Here is a 26645-nt window from a genome sequence, read left to right on the forward strand (position 1 = left end):
TGATTCGGGGAAATGCGATTCTCAGTCTGCTAGAACTTTGAGAGAGGCTTCCACGACGGTGACGTTTGGGGGCCTTTTTCTTTTGCGAAATTCTCCTAGTTGTGTTGTTTGCTGTCCTTATATTCCTCATATAAGCGCTTCAAATTGTTCGAGATCCATTCTCCGAAGGCTTTTCCTTCAGGCTCTGAGAATTCGACGGCGTAGCCTTTAGACTTGGATTTAGTGACCGCCCTTAACTGAGAGTCATCAGAACGCCAACTTGGATCTACAGAATTGAGTGGAGCCTTGTTCGCTTGCTTGAGCGAAGCCAAGATCGCGTCAAATCGTTCGGTGCTATTTAGGCTCAAGAGGGCCTCATACTCAGGAACGGTTTCGAGAGCGTTAGGCTTATTGGCTAGGAGCGTTGCCAACGAATCCCATTTTGGTCGCCCAATACCAGGTGCCGATCCAATAGTCTGTATAAGTTCTTCAGGTAACTTTCGTGCCAAAGCAATCATTTCGGATAAAACGCCTCTCGATGATGTGCCGAACGTTGCCATGATTACCGCTCTTGTCGTTCCCCGGTCTTCAAGACGTCGAGCAAATAATGCCTTCTCAATAAAGGTGAGATCTTTGCGCTCAAGGTTTTCGTTACCTTGCGCTATGATCAATTCGTCGTCGGTCAAATCTCGAATAAAAGATTTGACCTTTAGCCCAAGCTGTTTGAGTGCGGCGACGCGCCTATGCCCGTAGGCGAGTTGATAGCGACCGGAATGATCGGGATTCGGTCTTACGAGTACAGGAACTGCCTGACCATTCTCTTGGATGCTATTCAATAGAGCATCAAAATCGGTGCCTGCATAGTCATCTAGACGGTCCTGGACAAAGGATGCGTCTATAAGATGTGCATCAAGCTCCACTATGGACTGCCCATCAGCTAGTGCTTTGCGGAGTTCGTCGGCTTCATTCGAAAGGCCGGTAATCGCATCATTCATGCTTTGCAATGCGCCTGAAGACACCTGTGGCCGTCTGGGCGTGTTCTCAGCTGAGAACTCCTGATTAGACGTTATGGGTGTTAAAAAATCGCGTAAAGCATCGCGGCGCTTGTTCATTTTCTACCCCATGCATCTCTGACAAGTTCTTCGAGTTCTTGATTGACGGCATCGAGCGCTTCGATCGCGCGATCATATGTTTGCCGATGAAAGTTTTCTCTACCGACTTCATAAAGAGTCTGCTTCGTAATTCCCGCGTCTGATATCGCAGCGGATTTGACCATGGAGTTAGTCAAGACCCTATCTCCAAACAATCCCTTAAGAAGGCCTGCGATCTGCGACTGAGAACCATCGTTTGGTTCATAGCGTGTCAGCACATACCGAAACCAGTCATAGTTCGCATTGCCTCCCGCCCTCTCGACAACATCAAAGAGGCCCGCAGTCATGTGTAAGAACTGACTCATCGATGCTACATCAAGCATTTGAGGATGAATGGTAACGAGCACAGAGGTTGCAGCGCAGAGTGCCGACAGGGTCAGGTAGCCGAGGGACGGAGGACAATCGAGAACCACGATGTCGTAATCGTCCTCTACGCTTTTAAGCGCCGATGCTACTCGTGTGAAAAACAATTTATCTGTTGATCGAGACGACGATGTCAAAGCACGCGGCGTTTCGTGTTCGAATTCTTGCAATTCGAGATTACCAGGTACGATGTCGAGGCCGCTGAAGTATGTAGTTCTGATGATGCTTTTCAGTGGTCGTTGAGCTTCATCATATCGAATTGCACCGTAAAGGGTCTCATTAGGCTCAAGGTCAAACTCCGGTTGTATCCCGAATAAAGCAGATAATGATGCTTGAGGATCAAGATCTGCCGCAAGGACGCGATAACCGCGAAGCGCAAAGTATTGTGCCAGATGTGCCGCCGTAGTGGTTTTGCCCGAGCCGCCTTTAAAGTTCGTAACGGCGATCACCTGTAGCCGCTCATCATCTCGACGTCGTTGATCATAACTTTTTTTATTCTTGCTAAGGTAGTTTCGGATAGAGTGGATTTGCTCTAGTGAGTAGAGGCGCCTACCAGCTGCGTTCTTTTCAGCCTCACCGATAACGCCTTCGTTAACTAGCGTGCGAAGATAGACATCGCTGATTCCAATTAGCTTTGCGGCCTCTCCCGGCGCGAATTTACGTAATTCTTTCTGTGCTGTCGGTGGGAATGCGCGGGCGCGAAGATGTTGAAGCTGGGCGCTTAGCGTATCTGCATCCGCTTCAATAAGCCGAGTTAACGACTTTTCTGCGGTTTGCTTGACAATAGTGGCATTGGCGCTTTGGATCATTAAAATCGCTCAACTAAGATAATTGCAGGATTGAGCGTCAGAATGACCGTATCTGGGTGAGTCGTCAACAACTTTAAGGTTAATGAAAAGTTAATGCCTTTGAATCCAAAAACTCAAGATACAACGATTAAATGGACTATTTGGTTTTGTCTCTCCCGATCTTCCACGAGGTCGGATGACTTTGGCTTGACAACAACAATAAAGCTGTTCTCAGCTGAGAACATGCGGCTCAGTTATTTGGCTCTTGGGACAAGCCTTTTCGGTAGAGTCGAGCCCTTAGATATATCCATTGACGGATAGTCAAGAGCACTCGGTTTTAGATATGCACCGGAATGGTTGCGGTGAAGGGGGATTCAGGTAGTTGATTCACTATAATTCGCGCATAACGGGAGTCGGAATTGGGCACTATACTGACAAATTGAATCCTGCTGGGCGACAGTTTTACGAGGCAAATCATGCGAGTAACCGGAGTTGTGCTGACCTTGACTGCCATATTGGTTGCCAACGTTAGCGTTGCAGAGGAGGTCGATCACAAGCTGATTGCCGCCGGTTAGGCTCATTGGGTTTCCAGTAGTGGGGACAAGTCACCGGTTGATGCAATGGTAGACGTTGGTTCCATGCGTCAAATGGGAGATGCGCTAGAGGTAATTATTCGCTGGCCTTACCTGCCGGCGTCTAATGGACCTGAAGCGGTGGAAAAAGATCACATCATCTGTCGGGCAGATGGAGCATTGTCATTCAGCGTGGCGGACGGCCACGTTTCGCTTGATGGCTATTATCAGTTCAAGTATGTCCATGATCCGGCAAGCCAGCGAGCCGAGGCCGGAGTGCGAGCATCACAAAGGGCGAAAATCGGCAACGGAGTCGCATCTTATGGCTCTGATCCGCGAAGTCTCGCATGTTGGGCAGCAGCTCGCAAATGCGCCAACGAAGCTTTCACCTGGCCGCCGCCGCCAAACAGAACGCCGCTCGAATATACCGAAGAAGCCCGTAAAATGAACGAAGATTATAATAAGACGTTCGTTCCAACGTGCATACTGGAATGATCGCCTCGCGGGTGGTCCAGGCTGAAGAAAGCGGGAAAGTGACAGTCCTGGATATAGCTCGCTGTTCGCCGCAGCTGTCGCCAAGCTTTCCGCCCACTGATCTATAAACCCAGGAACGGTTCACAGTAAATCGTGATCGGTTTGAAGCGGCCTAGCTCTCAGTGCCACAAACTGAGAGCCAAAGCTGTAAAAGAGAGAAAAATCAGTCTCAGATAAGCGTGGGCGCAGAAGGGCCGTGCATCCTCATTAGCAGAAGAAGCGGAACCTACGTATCGCAGTGCCCAAGCCGCCGAGAAAATGCATGTTGAGTTGAAGAGGTGAAATAAATAGATCATGCCGGTAATTCATGAGAATTTTCAGTATGCGCTGGACGAATATGGCCCAGTTAAACAAATTCGGCGTGCATCGAATAAGGAGCTTTCGCAATTGCGTGGGGTTCTGCCACACACGCTCGTGGACTTTATCGAGGAGAAGGGCTTTTGCTCTTTTCACAATGGCCTATTCACAATGTGCAATCCGGAGGAGATGCGAGTCGTCATTGCGCAGGTATTCGGTGGCGATAACGATTTTCATCACGGGAATTGTCACGTCTTTGGCTACACTGCTTTCGGCGTTCTCTATTGTTGGTCGGACAAGCTCTACAATTTTCGGATAGAGTTACCGCTGAATGTCATTTACTGCCGCGCTCTTACAGCACCCGAAAACTGGCCGCCCCGAGCAAGCGCAGAACACATTGCATCGGGCATGATTCCAGATCAAGAAGAGGCGGATTTTCTCGACGTTGACGGCAATCCCATGTTTGCCGCATGTCAGCGGGTATATGGCGCAAATGACGCGAGCGAGTGCTATGGTTTCTTCCCTGCTTTGGCGATTGCTGGCGCTTTTGGCCCGGCGCAAGATGTCGGCCACATCAAACGGGTCAAAGCACTCGAACATTTCACGTTCCTTGCGCAGTTGCGGCAATTTTATCTTATGAAATCCTTTTCAGGAGGGCTGCAGACAGTGCGATCGATCGGCGCTAACTAACATTCGATGAAGTTGTCAGTTCCTCCTCAGTCGGATGGTCAAGAACTGCTAGTCCTCGCCGAGGTGAATCGCGCTCATTTACCGGGACTGTCTTGGGAGATGCCTCTGCCTGAGATCAAGGGCAAGCTCTCCTGGAGTGAACAGGATAAGCGATCACATCGGCAGGACAATGATGATGGCGACGATCCGCAAGTCTCAACAGCAGGCTGAAAGTGGCTTTCAGCGGCGCGCTCAACCTCATAATCTGAGATTGTGATCGACACGATAACTGACAAGGGTGATTGTCGCGCGTAGGGAATTCAGGAAGACGCCGCGCGGAAAAGCGCTCCGGATGGGTTATAATGAGAACGTTTGTGCTGAGTAAAGTAGACAAGGCACCTTACTAGGAAGGGAGCATTTCGATGGAAACGCCGCTTAGAATTAGAAACGTTCTGCTAAAAGCTTTCCTGATCAATCTGCTGTTTATCATCTTTGCGTGGTTGATGTCGCTCAGCGGCATTACAACAAGTATGATGTCCGCCTTTTTTGGCTTCAGCGTCGATCAAACCCACATGTACATGGCCAATATCATCGGGTTCTGGAAGGTTCTGAACGTCGTCCTTTTCCTGATCCCCGCAATAGCGATCCATTGGGAATATAGCGCAAAGAGATGACCATGATAACCTTGGTGACATTTTGCGACCCAGTAGCGTAATTGGATATGGACCGCAGCGTCGCCAGTCCAGCGAAGCGAATGGAGTTCGATCCGCGGTACTTCGCGTGGAGGCTCCACAAAGAAGAAGTTGTAACTGTGCCACATGCGGGTCACCCAAAGCGAACAGCGCTTTAGGCGATCTGCGCTGTTCTCAACGTTGGACTATCGCCAGTGCGACCACTACGACAATCGTCAAAAACCCAAGGCCCCAAGGATGAGGGTGCCGAGTGCCCTTGCGAACGCCTTCGTTGGTGGACCACCGTGTCAAGCAAGCGAGATACCAGATGGTGGCTGCCAGGAGAACGACAGCCTATACTTATCGATGGTTTCAAGGTAACGGCCCGATTGCTACCGCCTGTTGAAGCAAGGTCTCGTGACGCAAGACACATCTTTAGCGACGTCGTTAATGACGTATCTTGAGATTGAGGTAGACGATGCGGATGGAGATACTGGGCCACGAGCGCCGCCGTCGGTGGCAGTCGGGGCTGCAATTACGCTGTTCGGAAGACGTTCAAGTCTGAAGGTGGACCAAGAAGCTCTCGCCAGCAACGAATAACAAGAATTCTCAAGTACGTTCCCTTTTCGTTCGGTAATTCCGGACAAACCTTTCAATTTCGAGTCGTGACGCCTATCTGCTAAATCAGGGCAAGTCCAGATCGAGCCTCCGTTGAGATCTGCCGCACGGCGGCGGAACTGGAGCCGAAGATAATCATCATGAAGTGCCTTTGATGGCGCGGCTCGTTGCTTCGTCGGCGGGATAGAGCATTTCTAGTGCTATCTCGGATACCGTCACGTCAACCGGCGTGCCAAACACGGTAACCGTGCTGAAGAAGGAGAGCGGACCGAGCTTCGTCTGGATACGCAACGGGATAGCCAGGGAGTGACCGACACGGTGCCCGGGATGTGATCGCTTCGAGGGCCTATAGAGTGTCTCAGCTTCTCTCAAGAGATCGTGCAATCCGGGATTACCGGTCAGATCGACCTCACGCCGCAGCCGATGCAGAAGATGTTCCGCCCATTCGTCGAAATTGAGGATGCGCGACCCAAGGCCGCCTGGGCGAAACGTCAAGCGCATGACGTTGATAGGCATTTCCAGAAGCTCGGCGCTTACGCCTTCATAAAGTTCTGGCACGGCTCCGTTCGAAAGAACCACGTTCCAATGCCGGTCGATGGCAAACGCCGGGAATGGCTTATGCGCCTCGAGCGTCAGCTCGACGGCGGTGCGGATGCTACCGAACAACGTGTCGTCAACAGCCGTCTCGCCGAACATTGGAGCCAGACCGGCCGCGACTAGCCACACGTTGCGCTCGCGCAGCGGAACATCAAGTTCGTCTGCCAGGCGAAGCACAAGCGCGCGGCTGGGCGAGGCCCGACCTGTCTCGACAAAACTGAGATGACGCGCCGACACGTCCGAGCGAAGCGCCAGATCAAGTTGAGACAATCGCCGCCGCTGCCGCCACCTGCGCAGATGCTGCCCGAAGGTTTCGACTTTCTGATCCATCTGGCTCCCGATCGCTCCGCGTGCAAGCCGACATCCGATGAAGGCCGCCAGCACTGCGCATCACGATAGCATCTGAGGGCGCCAAAAAAAACTACCTCCCAGGTAGGTGACGCTGCGACTGTGGGCGGGGCATCCTTGGGCAGCGATGCAAGCCAAGGAGAAATCAGCATGAAAACGAACCTGCAGGACTTCACGAAACGATATATCGCTGTTTGGAACGAGGCGGACGCGGACAAGCGTCGCAGCGGGATCGAGGCATTCTGGGCCGCTGACGGCAGCCATTTCACGCCGACGCGCGTTTTCAGCGGTCATGATGAGCTGGAGGGGCGTGTCGAGGAGGCCTTCAACGAATTTGTCCGCGATAAGGGATTTGGCTTCCGCCTACACGGTGACCCGTCTGGCCATCATGGCATCGTCAAGTATCTGTGGGAGATGGTCGATCCCGGATCAAGTGCCATTATCGCGCTCGGATCGACAGTGCTGCGCCTGGACCAAAGTGACCGCATTATTTCCGAGCACCAGTTCGTCGAGTCCCTGTCCGCGCAAGCGTGACCGGTGCAAGCATGGTCACTACTTTCCTGATCAAATTCGACGTGATTCCGGAGCAGCGAGCACGCTTCCTCTCCCTGCTCGAAGACGTGCTCGATGCGATGCGCGAAGAACCCATGTTCCATGAAGCAATCTTGCACCGCGATCCGGAGTCAGAGTATCGCTTTATGCTGTATGAGACGTGGGAGGATTTTGACGACGTCGTGAATGTGCAGTTACGGCGCGCCTATCGAGAGGCATGGCACGATGCGCTGCCGAAGCTTCTTACGAAGGATCGCGATATCACATTGTGGGCTCCCATGCGCAACGATCGCGCTCCACCCCGATCACCCACAAAAAACATCCCATAGAGCGCGGGGACAGATGGGGTGCAGGCCAAGTCGGAAACGAGGAATGTCGCGATAGGGGGCGAAGCTTTCGGTCCGATTTTCGTGGTCACGCATGAAATAACAGCCATGGAGTTTTACCGACATTTATGACTGGATTCGACCCTCAAAGTAGCATTGACGCCCGCCCACTGCGCCGTTTGGCGTTGTTGTAATAGTCGGACGCCTGCTGCACGGAGCGATGGCGCGATTGTTCCATGGCTTCCGGGAGCGGAATGCCACGATTGGCCGCTTCGGTGAGATAGCCGGAGCGCAACCCGTGCGCCGAAAACGCCTTCGGATCGAGACCGGCGCTCGCGGCTCGTGCTTTGACAATCGCATTGACGGTTTGGGCATCAATCGCCTGGCGTCCGAGATTGTTCCATCGATCGACGGCGCGAAACAAGCTGCCGCTTTCGATCTTCGCCGCTGCAATCCATGCATGGAGCGCGTCGACGGGGCGACCGGTCAGATAGACGACCTCGTCTTGCTCGGCGCTGGCCGTCTTGGTGCGCCCGAGGCGGATCGACAAAGAGGGGAGGGGAGTGCCGTCCTTGTCGATTACGGGCTCTTCCAGGGTGAGCTGTTCCATTGAGAGTCGTGCGACCTCGCTGCGCCTGCGGCCGCCAGAGGCAAAAGCAACCATCAGAATGGCCCGATCGCGCAGCGTGCGCAAATCGTCGCCAACACAGGTTCCCAGAAGTTTCGTCATGATGTCGCCGGTAATGGCCTGCGCACTCTTGCGGCTGCGCGGACGATTGGTGGCACGCACGGCAAGACGCAGAGCGGATTTGACCGACGGTGCCGAAAACGGTCCTTCCAGCCCTCGCCAGCGGGTCAATGTCGACCAGTTGGACAGGCGCCGCCGCACGGTTGCTGGCGCATGCGGTCCTGATGCGCGCAAAAAACCTTGGCTGCGCAATTCCGCTTCCACGCCGGCTGGCATGCCGTGATCGGGATCGATCTCGCGTTGCTGGTGTCGCCACAGATGATGGGCGATGAATTTCAGGAGCAGGGCTTCGGGTGCCGGGAAGGGGAGAGGGCTGCCGGTTGCGGCCAGCGACCAGGCTTCGAGATAGGCCAGATCCGAGGTTAGCGCGCGGAGCGTATTCTCGCCCATGCCTTCATTGACCAGATGGCGGAGTGTCTCGACATCCTGATCCGTCAAAATCTCCGCCAGCATGTCGCGCCGGTTCATCGGCAGGACGGCTGCAATTGTATCGAGTTGCAGCGCACGGCGCTCACTCGCGGGATCGGGCAATTGGGCCAAGGTCAGCCTCCTTGATCGGTCAAGAGGCGCTGCTTTCGCGCGCCATTGTGCCCCGACTTTTACTGATTTGCGTCCTGAAATCAATCACCATCGATACTGTATAATTATCGATGGTTATAGGGGCGCCATAAAACCATCACCAGTGCCGGACAATAAAATATCTCTGGTGTCCGTTTGAGAATTTGTTTACCATGTTTTCAATGCGTTACGATCTCGATCACTTGCCTCTGAAAACCTTGCTGTCGCCCTTGGCGCGCGCCAGTGCCGCGCTGGCGCGTCTCGATGAGCGTCTTGCTCTGTCGCCGGTCGGCGCGGGCCTGATCGAACGGATGCATTTTGCCGATGCCTGCGCCTCGTTGTGGCTCGATGGTGAGCTGGTCGAAATGGAAGACCTCGTCCTGCATGAGGCGGCGCGCGATATCCGCTCACCCAGCCACCAACTCACCATTGCCCGCGACGTGTTGCAGACAAGGCGGCGCATTGCAGCGCAGGCGCCAGACTGGGCGCTGAGCCCGAACGGCTTGCGCAGCCTTCGGGTGGGCGGGCAGGCGTGGCCTGCAGCCTCTCCTGGGGAGGGCGGCATCATTGCTGCGAGCGAAAACGCTGCGGTGCACGATGCGGCGGTCGGTCGGCAGGATCAGGACGGGGAGGGGCGAAAAAATCGTTTGGATGACGGGCTCGATCTGCCCGGTGTCGATCTTGACGCCATTGACGCGGTGCTGGCGCGGTCCGACGACGTTCTCGCCAAAGCGAAACAGCCGCAGCGGTTGTCAAAGCCGGAGGCCGACCCGCTGATCCGCGACCCTGACTGGGATGAAGAGGAACGGCTCGACGAATGGCGGGCGGTGTTGCGGTCGATCAGCGATCTGCCGCCGGTGCTGCAGGCCATCCTGGCGCTCGATGCCTGGAACGAGCTCGCGGTGTTGCAGCGGGCGCCGTGGCTGGGCCGTTTACTGGCAGCATCCTTGCTCCGGCGCGAGGGGCTGACATGCCAGGCGCATTTACTGGCCTTTAATGTCGGCCTGAAAACCATCCGCGTCGAACGGCGGCGGCATCGCCATTTCGAAACCCGGCTGATGGCCCATTTCGAAGGCTTGATGGCCGGGATCGAGCTCGGGTTTAGGGAGCATGACCGGCTGCTGCTGGCACGCCAGATGTTCGAACGACGGCTCACAGGTCGCCGCGCTTCGTCAAATCTGCCAGGATTGATCGAGCTGGTGTTGGCGAGGCCCCTGGTCTCGGCCGGGATGATTGCCGCCGAACTCGACATTACACCCCGCGCCGCCCTTCGCCTGGTCGAAGAGCTCAATCTGCGCGAAATGACCGGCAGGGGGAGGTTTCGGGCTTGGGGCGTGCTTTGAGCTTAAAGAACGGTATCGAGATAAATCATAATCACTGCGTGCCGAATGCACGATGTGGTCCATCTATAGAAGAGGTCATCGATGGCATCGAAGACGACGCTGAATGCAAAAAACCTCGAAGCGCTTGGCGTGGAACGTTTGGCTGAGTTGTTGATCGAAATCAGCACCGGTAACGCCAATCACAAGCGTCGCCTTCGAATGGAACTCGTTGGCAATTCGAGCGGGGTGGAGCTGGCAAGAGAAGTCCGTAAGCGCCTGGGTAGTATTGCGCGCGCAAAAAGCTGGATCGACTGGCAAAAGGTAAAATCGGTCAAAGCGGATCTGGAAGCGCAACGTAAAACGATTACCGAGAAAATCGCATTTTCTGATCCGGACGAGGCCTCTGAGCTGATCTGGCAGTTTCTTTCGCTGGCCGACCCGATATTCGAACGGTCCAACGATGGCAGCGGTGTGCTGATTGAGAGTTTTCATGCAGCATGTGACGATGCCGGACGCATCGCGGCTCTGGCAAAGGTATCGAAGCAGCGTGTGGTCGACAAAATCGTCGCTGCTCTTCAGGACAATGGCTATGGTCAATATGACAGATTGATCGATGCAATGGCTCCCGTGCTCGGGGAGGCTGGCCTCAGAAAACTTCAAAACGCGTTTGAGAGCTGGGCAACAGCACCAAAGCCCAAGGTTTCCAGCGAGGACAAGCAGCTTCTCGGCTGGAGTATGAATGGTCCGATTAATCGCGAAAAAAATGATGCCAGAGGTCAGTCGATCACGGTAAAAGTCGCGCTTGAGCAAATAGCGGATGCGCTTGGCGATGTGGATCTTTACATTGCACAACAATCGGAGGCATCGAAGGCGTTCGCAACGGTTGCGACTGAAATAGCAAACCGACTATTGTCTGCGGGACGGGCGGAAGAAGCGCTCTATGCGCTCGATAAAGCTGAATTCGACAATCGGCGTGAAATCTCTTCACAATGGCAAGCAGTGCGCGCGGAAACGCTCGAAGCGCTCGGTCGTTCACAAGAAGCGCAACAGTTTCGCTGGAATAGCTTTGAGCAGTCGCTCAATGCTGAACTCTTGCGCGCATATTTACAGCGGCTTCCTGATTTTGATGACATGGAAGCCGAAGAGAAGGCATTCGCGTATGTTCAGCGCGTTCCTGACGCGAACCGAGCGCTTTCTTTCTTCGTTCGATATCCATCGCTCCATGAAGCATCGAAGCTGGTGCTGTGTCGCGCATCAGAATTGGACGGTGACCTGTATGAGCTCCTGTCTGCCGCCGCAGAGAAACTTGCGCAAAAGTTCCCTTTGTCGGCAAGCGTTCTTCTGCGGGCGATGATCGATTTCACGCTCGATGGTGGCCGGTCCAGCCGGTACAAGCACGCGGCGCGCCATTTGCTGGAATGTGGGACATTGGCTCGCCATATAACCGATTACGGCACAAATGTTCCGCACGATGTCTACATCGCAGGTCTACGAAAGGTCCACGGACGAAAGCACGGCTTCTGGGCCCTCTTCGATGAACCACGGTAATGGTCATTTGCCTAACCAGGGAACAGCGAGAAAATCACGGCAGCGCCTCCGACAATCGTCCAGATTTTTGCCGACCACCAAAGCGGTCCATATTTTTGAAGAGCTGTTTCATTAGTCATCAGACTTCAGGTTAAAGAGTGAACAGCGAAATGCTAATGCGGCATCTCCACGACTGAAACAACCGGAATGCTCTTGCGAGCAAGCTCCACCAGGTGCGCATGGTGCGTGAAAATTATTGCCTGACCGCTCCGTCCGATCTCGGCACAGAGATTCAACGCGGCAGATGCGCGGGTATCGTCAAAGGTTTCCATAATATCGTCGAGAACCATGGGGAGGGGGCCCGGATCGCGCGCGAAGCTGCGGTAACCGGCCAGACGCAGGGCGAAATACAATTGGCCCATGGTTCCGGTGGACATGTTTTCCACCTTCACGGGGGTGCCGCCGGGTTTGATGCCGACCAGCTTCTCGCCCTCGGTCTCACTCCATACCACGACTTTTTCCCATTCCCTGGATGTCATGGTGACAAAGGCTTCTTCCACGTCTTTCAGCATTGCGCTGCTTCGTTCAGTAGCCAGGCGCTTCAAGGCACCCCTCGCTGCCAGGATCCCGAGCCTTGCGACAGCCGCCTGCCGTGCACCGTTTCGCAACTCTTCGAGGATTGTGGCCTGATCCGTGATCAGATCGCTGTTGTCAGCGGCGTTGTAGGCTTCCTCATAGAGGCGTTCTTTTTCATTATATACCTTTAAAGCGGCATCTCGTGCCATTTGCGCATCATCAAGTTCTTGCTGCAGTTCCGTTTCTCGCGTTACATCGGGTAATTGCGTCAGCTCTTCATCAAAGAGCGTACGATCCACGCCGTCGCGCGCTTGATTGCGGCTGTTGTCCGCATCGGCCCGGTCTTTGCGCAACTCGTCGCGTTCGGCCAGAAGCGCCACGCGCTCCGTCGGTGAAAGATTTTCACCGCCTTGTCCTTCAAACAGCTCGTCCAACCGGGTTTGCGCTTCGTCGCAGGCAGTTAGCGCACGCTTTTGGCCTGTGACCTCTTCGTCGAAAAGCTCCTCTTCTCGTTTTCTCACCCGATCCGCTTCAGCGGCTTTGGTTATTCGCGCACGAGCGCGATTGATGATGGGGAGGGGATCGTCTTTTAGATTGAAAGGCTCCCCGAGGATCTCTGCCAATCGTGCGGCGCTCTTTGCCAGGGTTGAAAGGGCGCGTTCGAGGGCTTCAACACGTCCAGCCAGGCTTTTGTGATTGCTTTGAAGCTGTTGCAGCGTGCGCAGCTGCGGCAGTGCTGTCTTTACGCCGGCGGCCGAACGATCAGGAAGAGGCAACGTCGAGGTCAGCGTTTCCAGTCGGTTCAGGGCTGCCTTATGATCGGTCTCGGCTTGAGTTTCGGCCTTTTCGCAGTCGGCAATGTTACGTTCCCCGCGACGCCAGTTGTCCCATGTCTGACGGACATTCTCCTGAAGTGTGAGAGCTTTGCCAACCCGCTCAGGAAGGTCACTTTTTTCACCATCGATGTCGACAAGGCCGGCTGCGGCGAACAGATCGTCAAAGGCTGCCTTGCGGCGCTTGGTTCTGTCTTCCAGGGCATTCTTCGCAATCGCGACCTCAGTTGCGATCGCAGCCGATGCCGTCAGGTCTGTAAGTCTTGCGGCAAACGCAGCCGGTTCCGTATCGTCGGGAAAGCCAAGAGCCCTCGCAAGTGAGACCATACGCTTCGCCAAGGCGTCGCGTTTCCCGATCAGTACTTCGAACTTGTCTTTTGCTGTGTCTCGTGCAGCTTTTGCGGCGCTTTCCTGTGTGCGCGAATTCGCAAGCTGTTTTCGCGCCTCCGTGCCCATCAGATAATTTGTTCGGGCGCCATCATCAGCATACATGGCCTCTTCAAAACGCTCCGCGGTTTCGTCGGAGAGACTGTTACGATGTGATTGCCAGGCTGTGTCACGCTGACGACGCGTTTCTTCAGTTGCTGCCGCGTCAATCGAATCCGGTGCGCTCTCGTCGGCTTCGCGTTTCGCGCGCGCAGCTTTGTAGTCCGCTTCGCGTCCTTCCAGATCTTCTGTGGCGGAAGCGATGTTGGCAGTCAGGGTGTTCCATTCCCTGAGGACCTCATCGAGACTTTCACGGGCAGGAAGACCGTTCTCGATAAGTGTCTGCCAGGAGGCAGGCAGTCCGGACACTGATTTTGCAAGCCGGGCGCGTTCCGATCCGAGGTTATGTGCAAGGCCTGACACGTCTGACACTTTCTGCCATGCGTCATACGCCAGCTGCAGGTGAGACAGATCCTTCGGTTCGGTTGGGGTATCCCCCAACTGGTAGCGTGCGGTCTTCAACACGTTTGATGCCGCTCGCAGCTCTCCCTCAGTGGTCTGACACGCCTGTACCGCCTCTGCGAGTGTCTCCAGTTCTTCGGTCGTCAGGACCAAGGCCTCTGCAGGTTCGTCAGCTACCGCCAACACTGTCAGAATCTTTTTTATCTGGAGTGCCGCATCATCGCGTTCACCGGTGCGTTTTTCCAGATCCGATCTGGCCGTATCCGCCCGCGAGGTCAGGGAGGCCCCGTCGATCTTGATTTGATCCAGCTCTGCGAGTTCCGCAACGAGATGATCGGCGGCCGGATCCGCCTCGTTTTCTGTAATGACCCTTTCTTGGCGCGCAATTCTGTCATCTGCGCTTGCGATACTTTCTGACTTCTCCGACAGGGTTGTCACGAGCGTGGCGACCTGTCCATCTGTGCCCTTCTTCAAACTCGGACCTTCCGGAAAACCGGCAAGAGACTCGTCGATTTTCCGAATTTCTTCCGATTTGCCGTACCAGGTCTGCGACGCCGCTCCCGCTGCCTGTCGTTTTCTGGTCCGCGTAAGATCGGCGTCCGCCTGTTCGAACGCCTTTTGAGCTGTCTCTTTGGCTTTCCGAAGGGCCCGCTCCCTATCCGGTGTTAAACGTTCCGTTCGCAGTGCCTCATGGATATTTTTCAGGCGGTCTTTACCGCTCTTGAGCGCTGTACCTCGGCCGCTCTTTTTATGGAACTTATCGGCGCGGGTCGTCATGTCCTCCAATGTCGCCGCCATGCTGGTAAGGCCCGACACACCTGCATGCAGCAGCTGGCCCAAGTCGCCTTTTGCCTCAGCAATCCGATCACCGCCTTTGCGGAGCCCTTCATCGTTGAGTGAGAACCTTTCGACATAATCCTCCATGGAAAGGCCATGGAGAGCACTTGAGAGGATGGCTTCGTCGACCGGGCGGTCCTGATGATCAAGCAGGGACTGGGTACGTTTGCCGTTGCGGCGCAGAACCGTTACACCGCGTCCGGGAATGTTTAGTTCGGCCCCTACCAGAAGATCATTGCGATCGAACTTGAACGCATAAGGGTGATTGACTGACTTCAAACCGAAGAGAAGTTCCAGGAACCCATTAAAGGCCGTGGATTTTCCCGATTCATTCGGTCCGTAGATTATGGTGACGTCCGGGGTGCCGGCGTCAGGACGGGGGAGCACTATTTCGGCACCGTCAAAGCGGCCATAGCGAATGAAATCAAGCCGGTTCAGTCTCATTCCGCGGCTCCAGAGTGCAAAGACAGCGTGACTTCAGCGATGGCCTCTTCCAATAGGTCATCCAAGGCGTTTTCCGCCAAATCGTCGGCGATTTCGCGGGGCAATGCGTTTCTGAGCTCTTCGATGATCTCTTTAGCGGCCAGTTGGAAGCCCGGTTCGGAGAGCTCGGCCCGCATCAGCCGCACCAGGTCATCCGCCTTCGCGTCGGCCTGTTGTTTAGGGGCGCCCACTTTGATTTTGTCGATAAATACGCGATCGATGTTTTCGAGCAATTCGCTCGCAAGTGCTGTCAGCGTCTCAGCGGTATGATGGCCCGTGGTCACCTGCAGGCGGACTGCTGTGTGGTGTTCGGAATGCTGCGCCCCTTTGAGTGTAGACCGAAGCGCACTCAACACCTCCTGAACATCTGAAGATTGACTGAGATCCAGAGCGCATTCGGTGAATCTCAGATGTCCAACGTGATGCCGTTCGATATTCGGGGTGTCGCCATCAAGTTCGACAATCGCGACGGTGCCGCCGGTAAGTTCCCCGAAGTGGCGTGGTTGCGGAATGCCCGGCATGACAGCGAGAACTGGGCCTGATGTGCGCTCAAAGGGGGCATGGATGTGGCCGAGGCACCAAAGGTCATAGCCATGCGCCAGCAGATCCTGCTCGGAGCAGGGAGCATAGGGATCGTGACCTGGCGAACCATCGAGCGACGTGTGCATCAGCCCGACGTTTTTCCGGCCCGTCACCGGCGCCGGGTAGTCGGGCAGGAAGCTTTTTGAGACATGCGCCGTGTCGAAAGACAGTCCGTGGAACCACACGCCACCGATTTCCACGCTGGGCTCCTCCTTGTGCAGCAGATGAATATTCGGGCCCAGGTTACCATGGGCCCGGTGATCGAGAAGGGCATCGTGATTGCCACGGATCAGTACTGTGGAAATACCCGCGTCAGCGGCGCGTGCCAATTGCGAGATCAGAAATGCTCTGGACTTCAGGTCTGGTTGCTCATTATCAAAGATGTCACCAGCGAGAACCAGTGCATCGACACTTTCTGAGATTGCCAGGTCAATAATGCGAATAAACGTGTCCCGACTTGCCTGTTTCAGATGGTCACCCAGATCCGGATTACGCATCGCGGCCGAGCGGATCGGCGACCCGAGATGAATGTCAGCTGAAACGAGGACACGCATAGATTTCAAATCTTCCTGAAAACGATCAATGTGAAAAATTCAGTCATAAGGATCTGTCCGATACCTACAAAATGGAAACCTGGCCGTCCTGGAACAGACCGCGCTCTACCAGTTCTTTTTTTGCCGCTTCCGCGTCTTTCGAAAACATTAAGATTCTAAGGTTCACTTCCGCCCGTGAAAAACAAACATAAGCCAGTTTTTGAGTAAGTTCTTGCTGCCGGTCGGTTGGATCGCCGGCCACGCCTGGAGTCAAAACTTTTGAAAAGCTGTAAGCATTCCAGGCTGCCTCGATATCGTCGATCATGACCAGCACGTTCTCATACTCTTCGCCTTTCGAGCCGTGCTGCGTACTGAAAGGAGAGTTTTCATCCAAAAAATCGATGTACTTTTCGATTTCGTCAGCTTTCAGCTTGAAGAATTCATCAGCCAGCCAATCGCCTTTTTCCCTTTGGTGATCCTCATTGCCGGAGTCATAAGGTTCGCGGGCAGCGCGGGCCAACTGACCTGCAAGGCGGTCCGAAATTGGATAAAGTGCGTTCGCGCTACAGTACTCCAAAATGTCTTTGACCGAATTACCTTCCCATTTATCCGCCAAAGCAGCTGCGTGTTTTGAGGCTTCTTCGAGCATCTGTCTGAGTGTTTTACTCTTGTTAGCGTCAGTGTCGTCAAAAGCGGGGCTTATTCTTCGCAGTGTTTCAATCAGTTTCTTAGGATCGTTGTTGCGGGATGCATCGACCAACGGAAAAATGCCGTCCACAAACGGTTTGAGAAGATAGTGCGTCCCGTCTTCATAATCGGACTGGGATCTGGACGATGAATAAGTACCTGTAAACAACCTGTGTATTGTGACAAACCCGAGCCTGCGCGCAATCATTTGCCGAGCCAGAAATAGATTCTTCACAGATGCATTATCTGTCCATCCCCACTTCTTTACCGCTTTTTCGAATTTCGCCGCTACTTCATCCAACTGCTCGGCTGAGTATCTGTTTCCGTTGGCAGGTTCAGGGGCCTGCGCGACGGTGATCAAAACGCTGCCCTCAATGTCGGCGTTTTTCCCGCCAGGAACTTGCTTCAGATCGGTTCTGAAGTTGTTGAGAAGGTCAATCACCGAGGTTGAGCTTCGAAAATTCTCTTCCTTTGGAATCCTTTTGGAACCTTCAGGACCGGCGAAATCTCCGGCACGCTTGTCGTAAATCTGCTGCATCGGATCGCCGAAATATCCGACGACGGGTAACCCTTCACCCGCGCAAACAGCATTGAGGGCCTCTACGACTTGCGAGAAGGTGTCTTGAGCCTCATCGACGAAAATGTAGGGGTATTTGAACCCGAGGCCTTTGCGCAAGAGCGGTTTGTTCGTGATCAGATAGGCCGCGACGTCAATAACATCATCATGGTTCAGGACACATTTCGAATAGTCGCTGATAACAGTTTCTTCGTAAGAGACCAATGGTTTCTGATCGTTTAGCGCAACAAGTTCGGCGGATAGGCGTTCCAGATCTTTCCTGGCTTTTTGCGCTGCCTGCGATGTCCCTCCATTATCTTTCTGGCGGGCCTTTTCTATATGCTGCGGAATGATCGCATCACGAAGGGTTTCCCGAATAGCGTCTTGAAAACGAGCAATTTCAGCCCAAAGAAATCCGTGTAAGGTGGAAACGTAAAAGAGTTCATCGAAACCAAGACGAGATGAAATGACCCCAACAGCACGGTTTGTGTATGTGATACACACGACGCGCTGACCGTTTTTCCGAAGTCCGTCTCCTCGGGACTTCTGAATTCCTTTCAGAGCTTCAACGAGCGATGTGGTCTTGCCTGATCCGGCGCCTGCGATAACCGAAAATGAAACGTTCTTCGCGATGCACTCAGCAATTTTAGTATCGGCTTCAGTTGGCCTGAGCTTCGCTGTCATTCGCCAGCTCCCTGGTTTTGGGAGAGACGTGTCTTCAACCAATTCAGGCCTTCGGAGATGTAGTGCGGGACATTCCAGTCCCTGCTCTGCCCCACGTTAGCTTCCTCGTCCTCTTCTACCGTTATTTCGTAGGCAAGGACATCCATGGCAAATTCAGTCTTTTTGAAAGTGTCGCTTTTTATGCGTTTCCAAACGGCCTCCTGCAATTCGGCTGGATCTGTAGGCAAATCGACGCCTATGCTGAGACCTTCCGCATGAAAATGATCAAGGTTTTCGTAGACAAAGGCTTCTTCAAGGGTTCTGCCGTGGAAGGTATGGGGATTGCCCCCACGGTCGATCACTACAGGCTTCTGGAAGGCGACGAAACGCATTCCCTCGGCCTGCAGGCAATCGGCGAAGACCTTGGCTGACAACTCGGCAACTCTTGTCTCTCCGAAGAAGTATCCCAAGCTCGCATTCGATGATACGGCTCCCTCAAGGGTAGCAACGCAATTTGCCCGGTTTCTCGCGGGATCAACGGAGTCGATGTCGGTGATGACCAGATAGGGTATTTCGAGGAATTCCAGCAATCCGGCGAAGCGCATCGCGTATGCTCCACCTACCTCCAGAACTGTCAGATACTTTTTGTTCAGTTCCTTCGCCGAAATGTCGATCATGCGCGGCAAAAGCAGTTTTTCAGCAGCCCCCTCAACAAGTATGGCAGCATCGGAGAAGAACAGGTCGCAATGCGTAAGTCTCAAATATCTTTTTAGAAAAGAAAGTGCTTTTGCTGGCTCGATCACATCGCCGCCAAATGCAAGTGGTTCCGGTTGAAATTGCCGAAGACTATGCACAGTTGTTCCCTGATAGGTCACGTTCTCCTGTTCACCGCGGACCTGGCAGCGGCGGAAGTAGCGGATCTTTGAGAAATCGACTGTGTCTAGGATATGCGACGAATGGGTCGTTATTGTGAGCTGGGGCTTGTTTTCACCTTCGGGCGCGTCGGCTTTGAGAACGTCCCACATTTGGCGAATGAATGTTTGTTGAACCTGAGCGTGCAAATGCACTTCCGGTTCTTCGATAAATATCATCTGGCAAAGCGGTCGGTTCTCATCAGTCGCTAGCCATTGCCGATAAAAATGATCGACCTGAATGGCCATGAACACGAGGTTCTTGAAGCCCAGTCCATTATAGGCTTCAGGAAGCTCATGTTTGGTACTGGAATCGACGTAGAAGAGTTCGGTGTTACCGCGTAGTGCAACCTCCGAACTGAGTGTCGAAACGACCTTCATCGCGCGGTCGTTGTCGGAGGGTAGGCCAAGACCTCCGATCATCGTCATCAGTGGTTTGAAGCGTTCGTCATAATGCTTGGTCAGATTCTCGTTGTTTTGTTCGATGACCGTGATGGCGTCTTCAGCGTGTTTCGCTTGCTCCAGGTTTCTCCGGTAATATGTCGCAAAGGCATCTGACAGCCTATTGCTTCTAGCGGCATTTTCGTCGTCAATATTCCGCTGGGCATCGACGAAATCGACGCGGAGCAAAGAATTGAGAATCTTCTTGCCTTCTTGCGTGGAAAGTGGCGTTGCCACGAGTTCCTGTTCAAGCTTTTCCAGCGAAGACACCTTGATGCCGAAATACTTTTTCAAATTGCCTTCCATTCCAAGGAAGAAGCTCAAGGGACGCTTGCGGGTGCCATCTTCCTTTGGTGGGAAAGCTGCATCGTAATGCTTCCAGAGTTCTGGTGCGTCATCCACGGCGAACGCGCAGCGCATCCCGATTTCCGAGAAATCAGCGGAAAGGCTCGTTGCCAGGGCAAAAACCCGACCGAACGCAATTGAGTCCGGGTCAATATGAAACCAGAGATCAAGTTCTATTTGGGGTAGGTTGGTTTCGTTACCGGGAACGTAGGCGTCGATAGAAGCAATGGCGAGAATGCAGAAGTCATGGATTTTGAATTCCCGATTCCCGAGAAAGCTGCGAATGGCAGCCGTCGCAGAGGTCTTGCCACTGTTGTTCGGGCCAACAAAAACAGTTTCCTTGCTTTCGAAATCAACGGACACATCATTCAGGCGCCGAAAGTTTCGAATGGATATACTACCTAGACGCATCGAATCCCCCCCAAAGTTGTCAAAACAGTAGCAATCATTAGGTGTGTTCGGGAAGGTGAATTTCTCGCCGGAAGATACAAAACGGTTCTGTCGCGAAATTTTCACTCCTGCTGCGCTATTGGAACATCGGTGCGCTTAGTTGAGAGTGGAGTGACAGCTGATGACAATCGATTTCAAGGGGGCTCATCTCCCCAAAAAGCGTCATTCTGCATGCGGTGTTCTTTTATGCCCGTTATCCGGTTTCCTATCGTGATCCTCAGGAAATTCTGGCTGAACGTTGGGTATCCGTTGACCATGCAACATTGAACCGATGGGTCATTCGGTACTCGCCTCAGATCGCCACGCAGGCTCATATGCGTAAGCGACCTACAGCGCGTTCCTGGCGCGTTGAAGAGACCTATCTTAAGGTGCGGGGTAAATGGACCTATCTATACCGGGCCGTCGACGGCGATGGCCAAAACCTTGATTTCAGGCTGTCTGAACGTCGCGATCTGGCCGCGGCGCGGCGTTTCTTCAAGAAAGCCATTGCAACGAACGGCGTTCCCGAGAGGGTTGTCATTGACAAAAGCGGCGCCAATCTGGTGGGCCTTCAAGCTGTCAACACGATCCTGAAATTCACAGGAACCGGTGCGCTTATCGAAATCAGGCAGATCAAATACCTCAATAATATCCTTGAACAGGATCACCGCTTTATTAAACGGATCACCAAACCAATGATGGGCTTCAAGGCATTCCATTCTGCCTCAGCCACCATCGCAGGCATCGAAGTAGCTCACATGATTCGTAAGAACCACTTCGACAACGAAAACCGTTCGCCTTTTCAGGTCTTGGCGGAGCTCGCAGCATAAGTGTGCCCAAGGATCAGCTCGCTTTTAACCGTCTGAAAAATTTGCGACACAGCCACGTGACAATACCCCTTTTTTCATCCACCCGAGACGCTGCGTTCTTCAACTTTCACGTCTGCTGATCGTCTGTTTCGGTCGAGCGGTGGATTCTCGGATCACAAGAGCGTAATCCACTTCGTAATGCGTAGGAACATTGTGCCCATCAAGGCGAGCCAGAATATATTCGCCAGCGCCTTTCCAGGTTAAATCCGTTGGAATATGCAGCGTCGTCAAGGAAGGGCGGAGATGACGGCTCCACTCAAGATCGTCAAAGCCGACAACAGAGAGGTCTGCCGGAATATTCAGGCCTCTTCGTTCGGCTTCGAGCATCACACCGTAGGCAAGGACGTCATTCCCGCATGCAATGGCTGATGGAACATCCTTGCCGAGCAGAATTTGCCGTGCAGCATCGCGTGCGTCATCGAGCGTATAGCGCACTTCGACATGCCAGGCCTCCGGCAGTTCCAGTTCATGTTCGGCAAGTGCTCGTCGAAATCCTCGTATTCGTGCACTAGCGCGATCATTGTTGCGCTGAAGCGCACTCACCACGCCAATACGGCGGTGACCAATTTCAATAAGGTGCATCATGGCACGATATGCGGCAGCTTCGTTGTCTACGCCTATACTTGGGTGAGGCTGCGTCGGGTTGTAGACGCCAACATTGATAAAAGGGACTCCGCGGGTTGCGAGCAGATCGCGTAGCGCCTGATGGTGGCAGTCACCTCGCAAAATCAATCCATCAACACCACGTCCGATCAGATTGCGCGCCTGCTCCAGTTCGATATCAATATCATACGAATTTGTCGCGAGGATGAGCATATAACCGCGCGAAGACAGAAATTTCTGTAAGGATTCAATCCCTCGGGCAAACATTGCATTGTCTATCGTCGGGATTATCGCCCCAATCGTACGGGTTCTATTGCTGGACAGGGCGCGGGCCATACCGTGCGGCACATAACCAGTTTCATCTATGACGCGTTGAATTTTTATGCGCAAATCTTCGCTTACGCTTTGTGGATTGTTGAGCGCTCGCGAAACGGTTGCCGTTGAAACCCCGGAAAGTTTCGCAACGACCCTTATGCCCGTCTTTTCCCCATCACTTTTCATATGTCGCTCAAAAATGTAACGTTACATACCCTTATTCGGGAATGAAATAAGATAAGTCAAATGAAAAATAGCATATATCTGGCAGAATTTTGCGCCATGGGGCTGTTGACATTGCTGTAAGTTATAAATTATGTAACCGGTTACATAGAGAATGCGCTTGGGAGAAGTGCATGATCTGCCGCTGGAGGGCGGCTTTGTGGAGGAGCATATGTCGAAAAAACGTTCTATACCTGCTCTCGTTTTGTCTTTGCTTATGGCAGGAACCGCCACCTCGGCCTTCGCTTTTGACTGGAAAGCGCATGAAGGTGAAACGGTTTCGTTTCTGGCCAACAATAATCCCTGGTCGCAAGCCGTGCTTTCCTACAAGGACGAGTTTACGGCTTTGACCGGCATCAAGCTGAAGGTCGATTCCTATCAGGAACAGCAGATGCGTCAGCGCCTTATGACGGTGCTCAACGCAGGTAGCGATGAGGTTGATGTATTTATGACACTTGCCTCGCGCGAAGGTCAGCAATTTGCTGCGTCGGGCTGGTATGCTGATCTTTCAGTTTATGTAAAAAACACAGTTGCGCCGGACTATGATTTTGCGGGTATCAGTCCCGCTCTTGTCAAGGCTGCAACTTTCGATGGCAAGTTGACCAGCGTTCCCCTTAATCTCGAAGGACCGTTACTTTACTATAGGACTGACATTTTCGAGAAATGCGGCGTTTCCAAGCCATCATCGCTTGAAGACGTGAAGGCTGCCGTCGAGAAGATCAAGCAGTGCGATACCGCTGTAACACCTTTTGTATCGCGCGGCCTAAAGCCTGCAATCGCTTACACTTTCAGCAATGTGCTTCACAATATGGGTGGCAGTTATATTGTCGACGGAAAGTCGGCGCTATGCTCGCACAACGGGCAAAAAGCAATCGCCTATTATGGCGATCTGATGCGCGAATATGGGCCTCCGGGTGCTGCGAATTACAGTTTTTACCAGATCTCCGCGCTCTATCGCAGCGGTCGCGCCGCCATGGCCTTTGAATCCTCAAATGAATTGCGCACCATCATGGAAGGCGGACAGCGCCTGAACGATACGGATGTCGTTCCGTTGCCAGCGGGTGAAGCGGGGACGGTCCCGACTGCCATCGGCTGGGGACTGGCAATTTCCAGCCACAGCAAAAAGAAGGATGCGGCTTGGTATTTCATGCAGTGGGCTTCGAGTCCTGAAATGCAAAAGCGTCTGGCGCTTCAAGGCGTTGCTTCGCCGCGTTCTTCGGTTGCATCCGATGAGGAATACAAGGCATGGATTGCCGAAGCGCCTGTGCGTGCAAGCTGGCAGGCAGCGCTCGGCGTATTGGCCTCAAACGGATCGTCCGAAGTGGGTTATCCCATCAACGCCAATCCAGAATCGCGCGATTATATCGGGCAGGCCGTGCAGGATGTACTTCTCGGCCAACGATCTGTCGAGGAAGCATGTGCCGCCGCAGACACTGCTCTTAACGGTCTGATTGCCCACAAATAGTCTCTTGGCCGGGACATGCAAGCCAAGTCCCGGTATCTGACAATCGTTAGTCGAAAGACCAAATCATGACTCCAGGCTCCATCAATGGCCAGGGACGGCAGCTTGCTGCCTTGTCCGCACCGGCGGTTATCTTTACCGTTGCAATGATAGCCTTTCCGGTGATCTATACGATCTGGCTTGGGTTCCATTCCTATTCGTCTACAGGAGAAGCGCATTTTGCCGGTGGTGCCAATTATGCGGCGCTTGCGGTTGATGGTGAGTTCTGGAACGGTCTTTACGTCACCTTTGCGCTCTACCTGTTGTCGATGATCCTCCAGCTTATCGGGGGCATATATCTTGCCATGCTGCTGTTCCATTCCAGGCGGTTGTCAGGATTGCTGCGTTCACTTCTCATTTCGCCCTTTATGATGCCGCCGGTGGTGGCCGGCATGATGTGGCTGGTTATTCTTGATCCGTCTCTCGGTGCCGCAAACTATATTCTGCAATCTCTTGGTTTACCGCAGTCCGAATGGCTTGCCTCCCCAAGCTGGGTCATTCCGACTATTGCGCTGATCGATACGTGGCAATGGGCACCTTATGTTGCCTTGATCGTTCTGGGCGGTCTTCAATCCCTGCCACCCAGTGTTTATGAAGCGGCACAGATCGATGGCGCTTCCCCTTTTCGGATATTCCGTCGCATTACCCTGCCGCTGTTGTTGCCGACCATTGTCACCGCCGCAGTGCTGCGAAGCGTCGATCTGCTGCGTTTTTTCGACATCATCTACATCACCACACAGGGCGGCCCGGGCAACGCTTCAAACACGCTCAATATCTATGGATTCCGTGTGGGTTTTGAGTTTTTCAATGTCGGCTATGCGAGCGCCTTGATGATCACACTTTCGGCCATCGTGCTGGCCGCCGTGTTGATGCTCAATCGCATGCGTAATGCGGTTGCCTGGTAAGGAGATGATGATGAACGATCACTCGGCCCCCCGCACCTGGCTGCACTGGCTCAATACGGTTCAATTGACCGTTGCAGGCATTCTTATTCTGGCTCCGACAGTCTGGATGGTGCTTTCCTCGTTCAAGCCGTCTTTCGAGGTGACGGCCTATCCGCCCACATTGTTTTTCCAGCCGACTTTGGAGAATTACGCTACCCTTTGGGAGACGACGCCTTTCCTGTCTTATGCCGGCAACAGCTTTATCGTGACGATCGGATCGACCCTGCTCGGTCTGGTTTTCGGCATTCCTTCCGCCTTCGCCGTGTCCTGGTCGCGGATCACATGGCCTGCCGTCCTGACACTTGCCGCGCGCATGGCGCCGGGAACACTCTTTTTGTTGCCGTGGTATATCATGTTCCGCGAAGTTGGTCTCATCGGGTCCTATACGGCACTGATTCTAAGCCATGCGGTCATCACCATGCCGATTGTCATCTGGGTGTTGCTGCCATTCTTCGACAACATTCCACGCAGCGTTTTTGAAGCAGCACAGATGGACGGTTGCTCGGTAACCAGAATTCTCTGGCGTGTTGCCTTGCCGCTTGTTGGTTCGGGAGTTGCAGTTGCGTCGATCCTCGCCTTTGTCTTCTCCTGGAATTTCTTCCTGTTTTCGCTGATCCTGTCGAATTCCGACACGAAAACACTGATTGCCGCTGCCTTCAATTTCGTTGGAGAGGGTTCGACCCAGTGGGGTTCGCTGATGGCGGCCGCCACCCTTATCGCGCTGCCGCCGCTCGCACTCGCCATTCTTGTCCAGCGCTGGCTCGTTGCAGGACTGACGCTTGGCGCTGTTAAAGGATAAGCAAAATGACTGACAGAAAAAATGCCCGCATGCGTGCCTCCGTCTTTCACGGCGAACGCAAGATTACGATCGAAAACCAGGATATTCCTCCTTTCGGATCGGGAGAGGTTCTGCTCAGGGTTTTGCGGACGGCGCTCTGCGGCTCGGATTTCAAGCTGTGGTACAAAGGTGCGGAGTTTACCGCTGGTCATGAGATATTCGGTGTTGTCGAGCAGGCCGGCCATCCGCGCGATGGACAACGCTGTGCCGTCTATATTCCGCTTCACTGCGGTAACTGTGATGCATGTAGAGCCGGTGATACGCAGATGTGTCTGGAAATATCGAGCCTTATCGGCTGGAACCGGCCGGGAGGCTATGCCGAATATGTCCCGGTGCCGGAAAACTGTCTGCTGCCGGTGCCTGACGATATAGAGGATGACCTTGCGCCGCTGCTTCTCGACACCATCGGCACGTCGGCCCATGCCGTTCGCTTTGCGATGCCGCTCGTCCCGCCTGAGGGCGATGTGCCGGTTTTGGTAACCGGTGCAGGGCCGGTCGGACTTGGTGTCGTGCTGGCGCTGTCAAGCCTTGGTTACAAGAACATCCATATCAGCGATCCGAATGAAGAGCGGCTCGCAATTGCGGTTTCCTTTGGCGCGAAAGCGCACGCAGTTGGTGCAAGAGACAAACGTTTCAGGCTGATTTTTGAATGTTCGGGTGCCCATGCGGCGCGCAATCTCGGCATAGAACTGGTTCTGCCGCGGGGCGCACTCATGCTGGTTGGAGAGAACTCGGCTCCCTGGAGCATCGAGGAGGGCAAGATCTTCCGGCGCAAGGATTTCTACATGATCCGCACCTTCTATTTCCCGGTCAGTGACTTCGCTGCGAATGTTGAGTTGCTGCGTGCGAACAAGGATCGCTATCGCCGTCTGGTTGATGCTGCCTTCACTCTCGATACGCTACCGGAAAATTTCGCGCGCTTTGCCGAAGGCAAGCTCATCAAGCCTGTCCTTTCGTTTGGGTGACAAC

20 protein-coding genes and 1 pseudogene are annotated in these 26645 nt (G+C 53.8%); 12 read left to right on the top strand and 9 right to left on the bottom strand.

Features of this window, described 5'->3' with window-relative positions:
* Positions 1–95: 95 nt before the first annotated feature.
* Both repB and repA read right to left on the bottom strand, forming a co-directional pair.
* A complete protein-coding gene (gene repB / locus CES86_RS02805; RefSeq protein ID WP_094513594.1) occupies positions 96–1091 on the bottom strand; it encodes a plasmid partitioning protein RepB in 996 nt (331 codons plus the stop codon).
* Positions 1088–2302 carry a plasmid partitioning protein RepA gene (gene repA, locus CES86_RS02810; protein ID WP_094513596.1) on the bottom strand — a complete coding sequence of 405 codons (1215 nt, stop codon included), beginning with the start codon at positions 2300–2302 and terminating at the stop codon, positions 1088–1090. The genes repB and repA overlap by 4 nt, the downstream gene beginning before the upstream one ends.
* A 599-nt stretch (positions 2303–2901) precedes the next feature.
* On the opposite strand from repA, the gene CES86_RS02815 reads away from it, so the two are divergent.
* From CES86_RS02815 to CES86_RS02825, 3 genes are all read left to right on the top strand, one after another.
* Positions 2902–3348 (top strand): hypothetical protein, encoded by a 447-nt coding sequence (locus tag CES86_RS02815; protein ID WP_143851063.1) that lies wholly within the window; start codon positions 2902–2904, stop codon positions 3346–3348.
* A 333-nt stretch (positions 3349–3681) separates the two neighbouring features.
* The gene (locus CES86_RS02820) at positions 3682–4374 is read left to right on the top strand and encodes a GAD-like domain-containing protein (RefSeq protein WP_094513599.1); all 693 of its coding nucleotides are present in this window, start codon (positions 3682–3684) and stop codon (positions 4372–4374) included.
* A gap of 401 nt (positions 4375–4775) precedes the next feature.
* Entirely contained in the window at positions 4776–5027 is a 252-nt protein-coding gene (locus CES86_RS02825) for a hypothetical protein (protein WP_061348119.1), read from the top strand.
* Positions 5028–5780: 753 nt separating this feature from the next.
* Here the strand turns inward: CES86_RS02825 and CES86_RS02830 are convergent.
* Positions 5781–6569, bottom strand: a complete 789-nt coding sequence (locus CES86_RS02830; protein WP_094513600.1) for a helix-turn-helix domain-containing protein — start codon at positions 6567–6569, stop codon at positions 5781–5783.
* Between the two features lie 168 nt (positions 6570–6737).
* Here CES86_RS02830 and CES86_RS02835 point away from each other — a divergent pair, with 168 nt between their 5' ends.
* Together CES86_RS02835 and CES86_RS02840 are read left to right on the top strand one after the other, a co-directional pair.
* The gene (locus CES86_RS02835; protein ID WP_094513602.1) at positions 6738–7121 is read left to right on the top strand and encodes a hypothetical protein; all 384 of its coding nucleotides are present in this window, start codon (positions 6738–6740) and stop codon (positions 7119–7121) included.
* Between the two features lie 11 nt (positions 7122–7132).
* Positions 7133–7468, top strand: a complete 336-nt coding sequence (locus CES86_RS02840; RefSeq protein WP_061348116.1) for a putative quinol monooxygenase — start codon at positions 7133–7135, stop codon at positions 7466–7468.
* 142 nt (positions 7469–7610) lie between these two features.
* On the opposite strand, the gene CES86_RS02845 is transcribed toward CES86_RS02840, so the two are convergent.
* Positions 7611–8681 (bottom strand): site-specific integrase, encoded by a 1071-nt coding sequence (locus CES86_RS02845; protein ID WP_235813573.1) that lies wholly within the window; start codon positions 8679–8681, stop codon positions 7611–7613.
* A gap of 263 nt (positions 8682–8944) precedes the next feature.
* Here CES86_RS02845 and CES86_RS02850 point away from each other — a divergent pair, with 263 nt between their 5' ends.
* Both CES86_RS02850 and CES86_RS02855 read left to right on the top strand, forming a co-directional pair.
* A complete protein-coding gene (locus tag CES86_RS02850) occupies positions 8945–10114 on the top strand; it encodes an RHE_PE00001 family protein (RefSeq protein WP_094513605.1) in 1170 nt (389 codons plus the stop codon).
* A gap of 81 nt (positions 10115–10195) precedes the next feature.
* A complete protein-coding gene (locus tag CES86_RS02855) occupies positions 10196–11641 on the top strand; it encodes a DUF6880 family protein (RefSeq protein ID WP_094513606.1) in 1446 nt (481 codons plus the stop codon).
* Positions 11642–11793: 152 nt separating this feature from the next.
* On the opposite strand, the gene CES86_RS02860 is transcribed toward CES86_RS02855, so the two are convergent.
* The 4 genes from CES86_RS02860 to CES86_RS02875 form a co-directional block, all read right to left on the bottom strand.
* On the bottom strand, positions 11794–15198 hold the full coding sequence (locus tag CES86_RS02860) for an AAA family ATPase (RefSeq protein ID WP_094513608.1): 3405 nt from the start codon (positions 15196–15198) through the stop codon (positions 11794–11796).
* Positions 15195–16373: a metallophosphoesterase family protein gene (locus CES86_RS02865; RefSeq protein ID WP_094513609.1), complete on the bottom strand. Its 1179-nt coding sequence runs from the start codon at positions 16371–16373 to the stop codon at positions 15195–15197. The genes CES86_RS02860 and CES86_RS02865 overlap by 4 nt, the downstream gene beginning before the upstream one ends.
* Positions 16374–16437: 64 nt before the next feature.
* Positions 16438–18279: a UvrD-helicase domain-containing protein gene (locus tag CES86_RS02870; protein WP_094513611.1), complete on the bottom strand. Its 1842-nt coding sequence runs from the start codon at positions 18277–18279 to the stop codon at positions 16438–16440.
* Positions 18276–20471, bottom strand: coding sequence for an ATP-dependent nuclease (locus CES86_RS02875; RefSeq protein ID WP_235819875.1), 2196 nt, complete (start codon positions 20469–20471; stop codon positions 18276–18278). Before CES86_RS02875 ends, CES86_RS02870 begins: the two co-directional genes overlap by 4 nt.
* A 55-nt stretch (positions 20472–20526) precedes the next feature.
* On the opposite strand from CES86_RS02875, the pseudogene CES86_RS02880 reads away from it, so the two are divergent.
* Positions 20527–21214, top strand: a pseudogene (locus tag CES86_RS02880) (IS6 family transposase).
* A gap of 99 nt (positions 21215–21313) precedes the next feature.
* Here the strand turns inward: CES86_RS02880 and CES86_RS02885 are convergent.
* Positions 21314–22357 carry a LacI family DNA-binding transcriptional regulator gene (locus CES86_RS02885; protein WP_094513614.1) on the bottom strand — a complete coding sequence of 348 codons (1044 nt, stop codon included), beginning with the start codon at positions 22355–22357 and terminating at the stop codon, positions 21314–21316.
* 208 nt (positions 22358–22565) lie between these two features.
* Here CES86_RS02885 and CES86_RS02890 point away from each other — a divergent pair, with 208 nt between their 5' ends.
* The 4 genes from CES86_RS02890 to CES86_RS02905 all read left to right on the top strand — a co-directional run bounded on the left by CES86_RS02890 (position 22566) and on the right by CES86_RS02905 (position 26641).
* A complete protein-coding gene (locus CES86_RS02890) occupies positions 22566–23858 on the top strand; it encodes an ABC transporter substrate-binding protein (protein WP_094513694.1) in 1293 nt (430 codons plus the stop codon).
* 65 nt (positions 23859–23923) lie between these two features.
* Positions 23924–24799, top strand: coding sequence for a carbohydrate ABC transporter permease (locus CES86_RS02895; protein ID WP_094513615.1), 876 nt, complete (start codon positions 23924–23926; stop codon positions 24797–24799).
* Between the two features lie 10 nt (positions 24800–24809).
* Positions 24810–25637, top strand: coding sequence for a carbohydrate ABC transporter permease (locus CES86_RS02900; RefSeq protein WP_094513617.1), 828 nt, complete (start codon positions 24810–24812; stop codon positions 25635–25637).
* Positions 25638–25642: 5 nt separating this feature from the next.
* A complete protein-coding gene (locus CES86_RS02905; protein WP_235819877.1) occupies positions 25643–26641 on the top strand; it encodes an alcohol dehydrogenase catalytic domain-containing protein in 999 nt (332 codons plus the stop codon).
* Positions 26642–26645: the final 4 nt, after the last annotated feature.

The organism is Brucella lupini (assembly GCF_002252535.1).
GTDB lineage: Bacteria > Pseudomonadota > Alphaproteobacteria > Rhizobiales > Rhizobiaceae > Brucella > Brucella anthropi.

Bases quoted from the DNA above. Each gene is read 5' to 3' on its own strand.
- CES86_RS02825 (WP_061348119.1), top strand. From the start codon at position 4,776: ATGGAAACGCCGCTTAGAATTAGAAACGTTCTGCTAAAAGCTTTCCTG.
- CES86_RS02835 (WP_094513602.1), top strand. From the start codon at position 6,738: ATGAAAACGAACCTGCAGGACTTCACGAAACGATATATCGCTGTTTGG.
- CES86_RS02850 (WP_094513605.1), top strand. From the start codon at position 8,945: ATGTTTTCAATGCGTTACGATCTCGATCACTTGCCTCTGAAAACCTTG.
- CES86_RS02895 (WP_094513615.1), top strand. From the start codon at position 23,924: ATGACTCCAGGCTCCATCAATGGCCAGGGACGGCAGCTTGCTGCCTTG.
- CES86_RS02900 (WP_094513617.1), top strand. From the start codon at position 24,810: ATGAACGATCACTCGGCCCCCCGCACCTGGCTGCACTGGCTCAATACG.
- CES86_RS02890 (WP_094513694.1), top strand. From the start codon at position 22,566: ATGTCGAAAAAACGTTCTATACCTGCTCTCGTTTTGTCTTTGCTTATG.
- CES86_RS02865 (WP_094513609.1), bottom strand. From the start codon at position 16,373: ATGCGTGTCCTCGTTTCAGCTGACATTCATCTCGGGTCGCCGATCCGC.
- repB (WP_094513594.1), bottom strand. From the start codon at position 1,091: ATGAACAAGCGCCGCGATGCTTTACGCGATTTTTTAACACCCATAACG.
- CES86_RS02820 (WP_094513599.1), top strand. From the start codon at position 3,682: ATGCCGGTAATTCATGAGAATTTTCAGTATGCGCTGGACGAATATGGC.
- CES86_RS02860 (WP_094513608.1), bottom strand. From the start codon at position 15,198: ATGAGACTGAACCGGCTTGATTTCATTCGCTATGGCCGCTTTGACGGT.
- CES86_RS02815 (WP_143851063.1), top strand. From the start codon at position 2,902: ATGGTAGACGTTGGTTCCATGCGTCAAATGGGAGATGCGCTAGAGGTA.
- CES86_RS02885 (WP_094513614.1), bottom strand. From the start codon at position 22,357: ATGAAAAGTGATGGGGAAAAGACGGGCATAAGGGTCGTTGCGAAACTT.
- CES86_RS02830 (WP_094513600.1), bottom strand. From the start codon at position 6,569: ATGGATCAGAAAGTCGAAACCTTCGGGCAGCATCTGCGCAGGTGGCGG.
- CES86_RS02845 (WP_235813573.1), bottom strand. From the start codon at position 8,681: ATGAACCGGCGCGACATGCTGGCGGAGATTTTGACGGATCAGGATGTC.
- CES86_RS02840 (WP_061348116.1), top strand. From the start codon at position 7,133: ATGGTCACTACTTTCCTGATCAAATTCGACGTGATTCCGGAGCAGCGA.
- CES86_RS02870 (WP_094513611.1), bottom strand. From the start codon at position 18,279: ATGACAGCGAAGCTCAGGCCAACTGAAGCCGATACTAAAATTGCTGAG.
- repA (WP_094513596.1), bottom strand. From the start codon at position 2,302: ATGATCCAAAGCGCCAATGCCACTATTGTCAAGCAAACCGCAGAAAAG.
- CES86_RS02855 (WP_094513606.1), top strand. From the start codon at position 10,196: ATGGCATCGAAGACGACGCTGAATGCAAAAAACCTCGAAGCGCTTGGC.
- CES86_RS02905 (WP_235819877.1), top strand. From the start codon at position 25,643: ATGACTGACAGAAAAAATGCCCGCATGCGTGCCTCCGTCTTTCACGGC.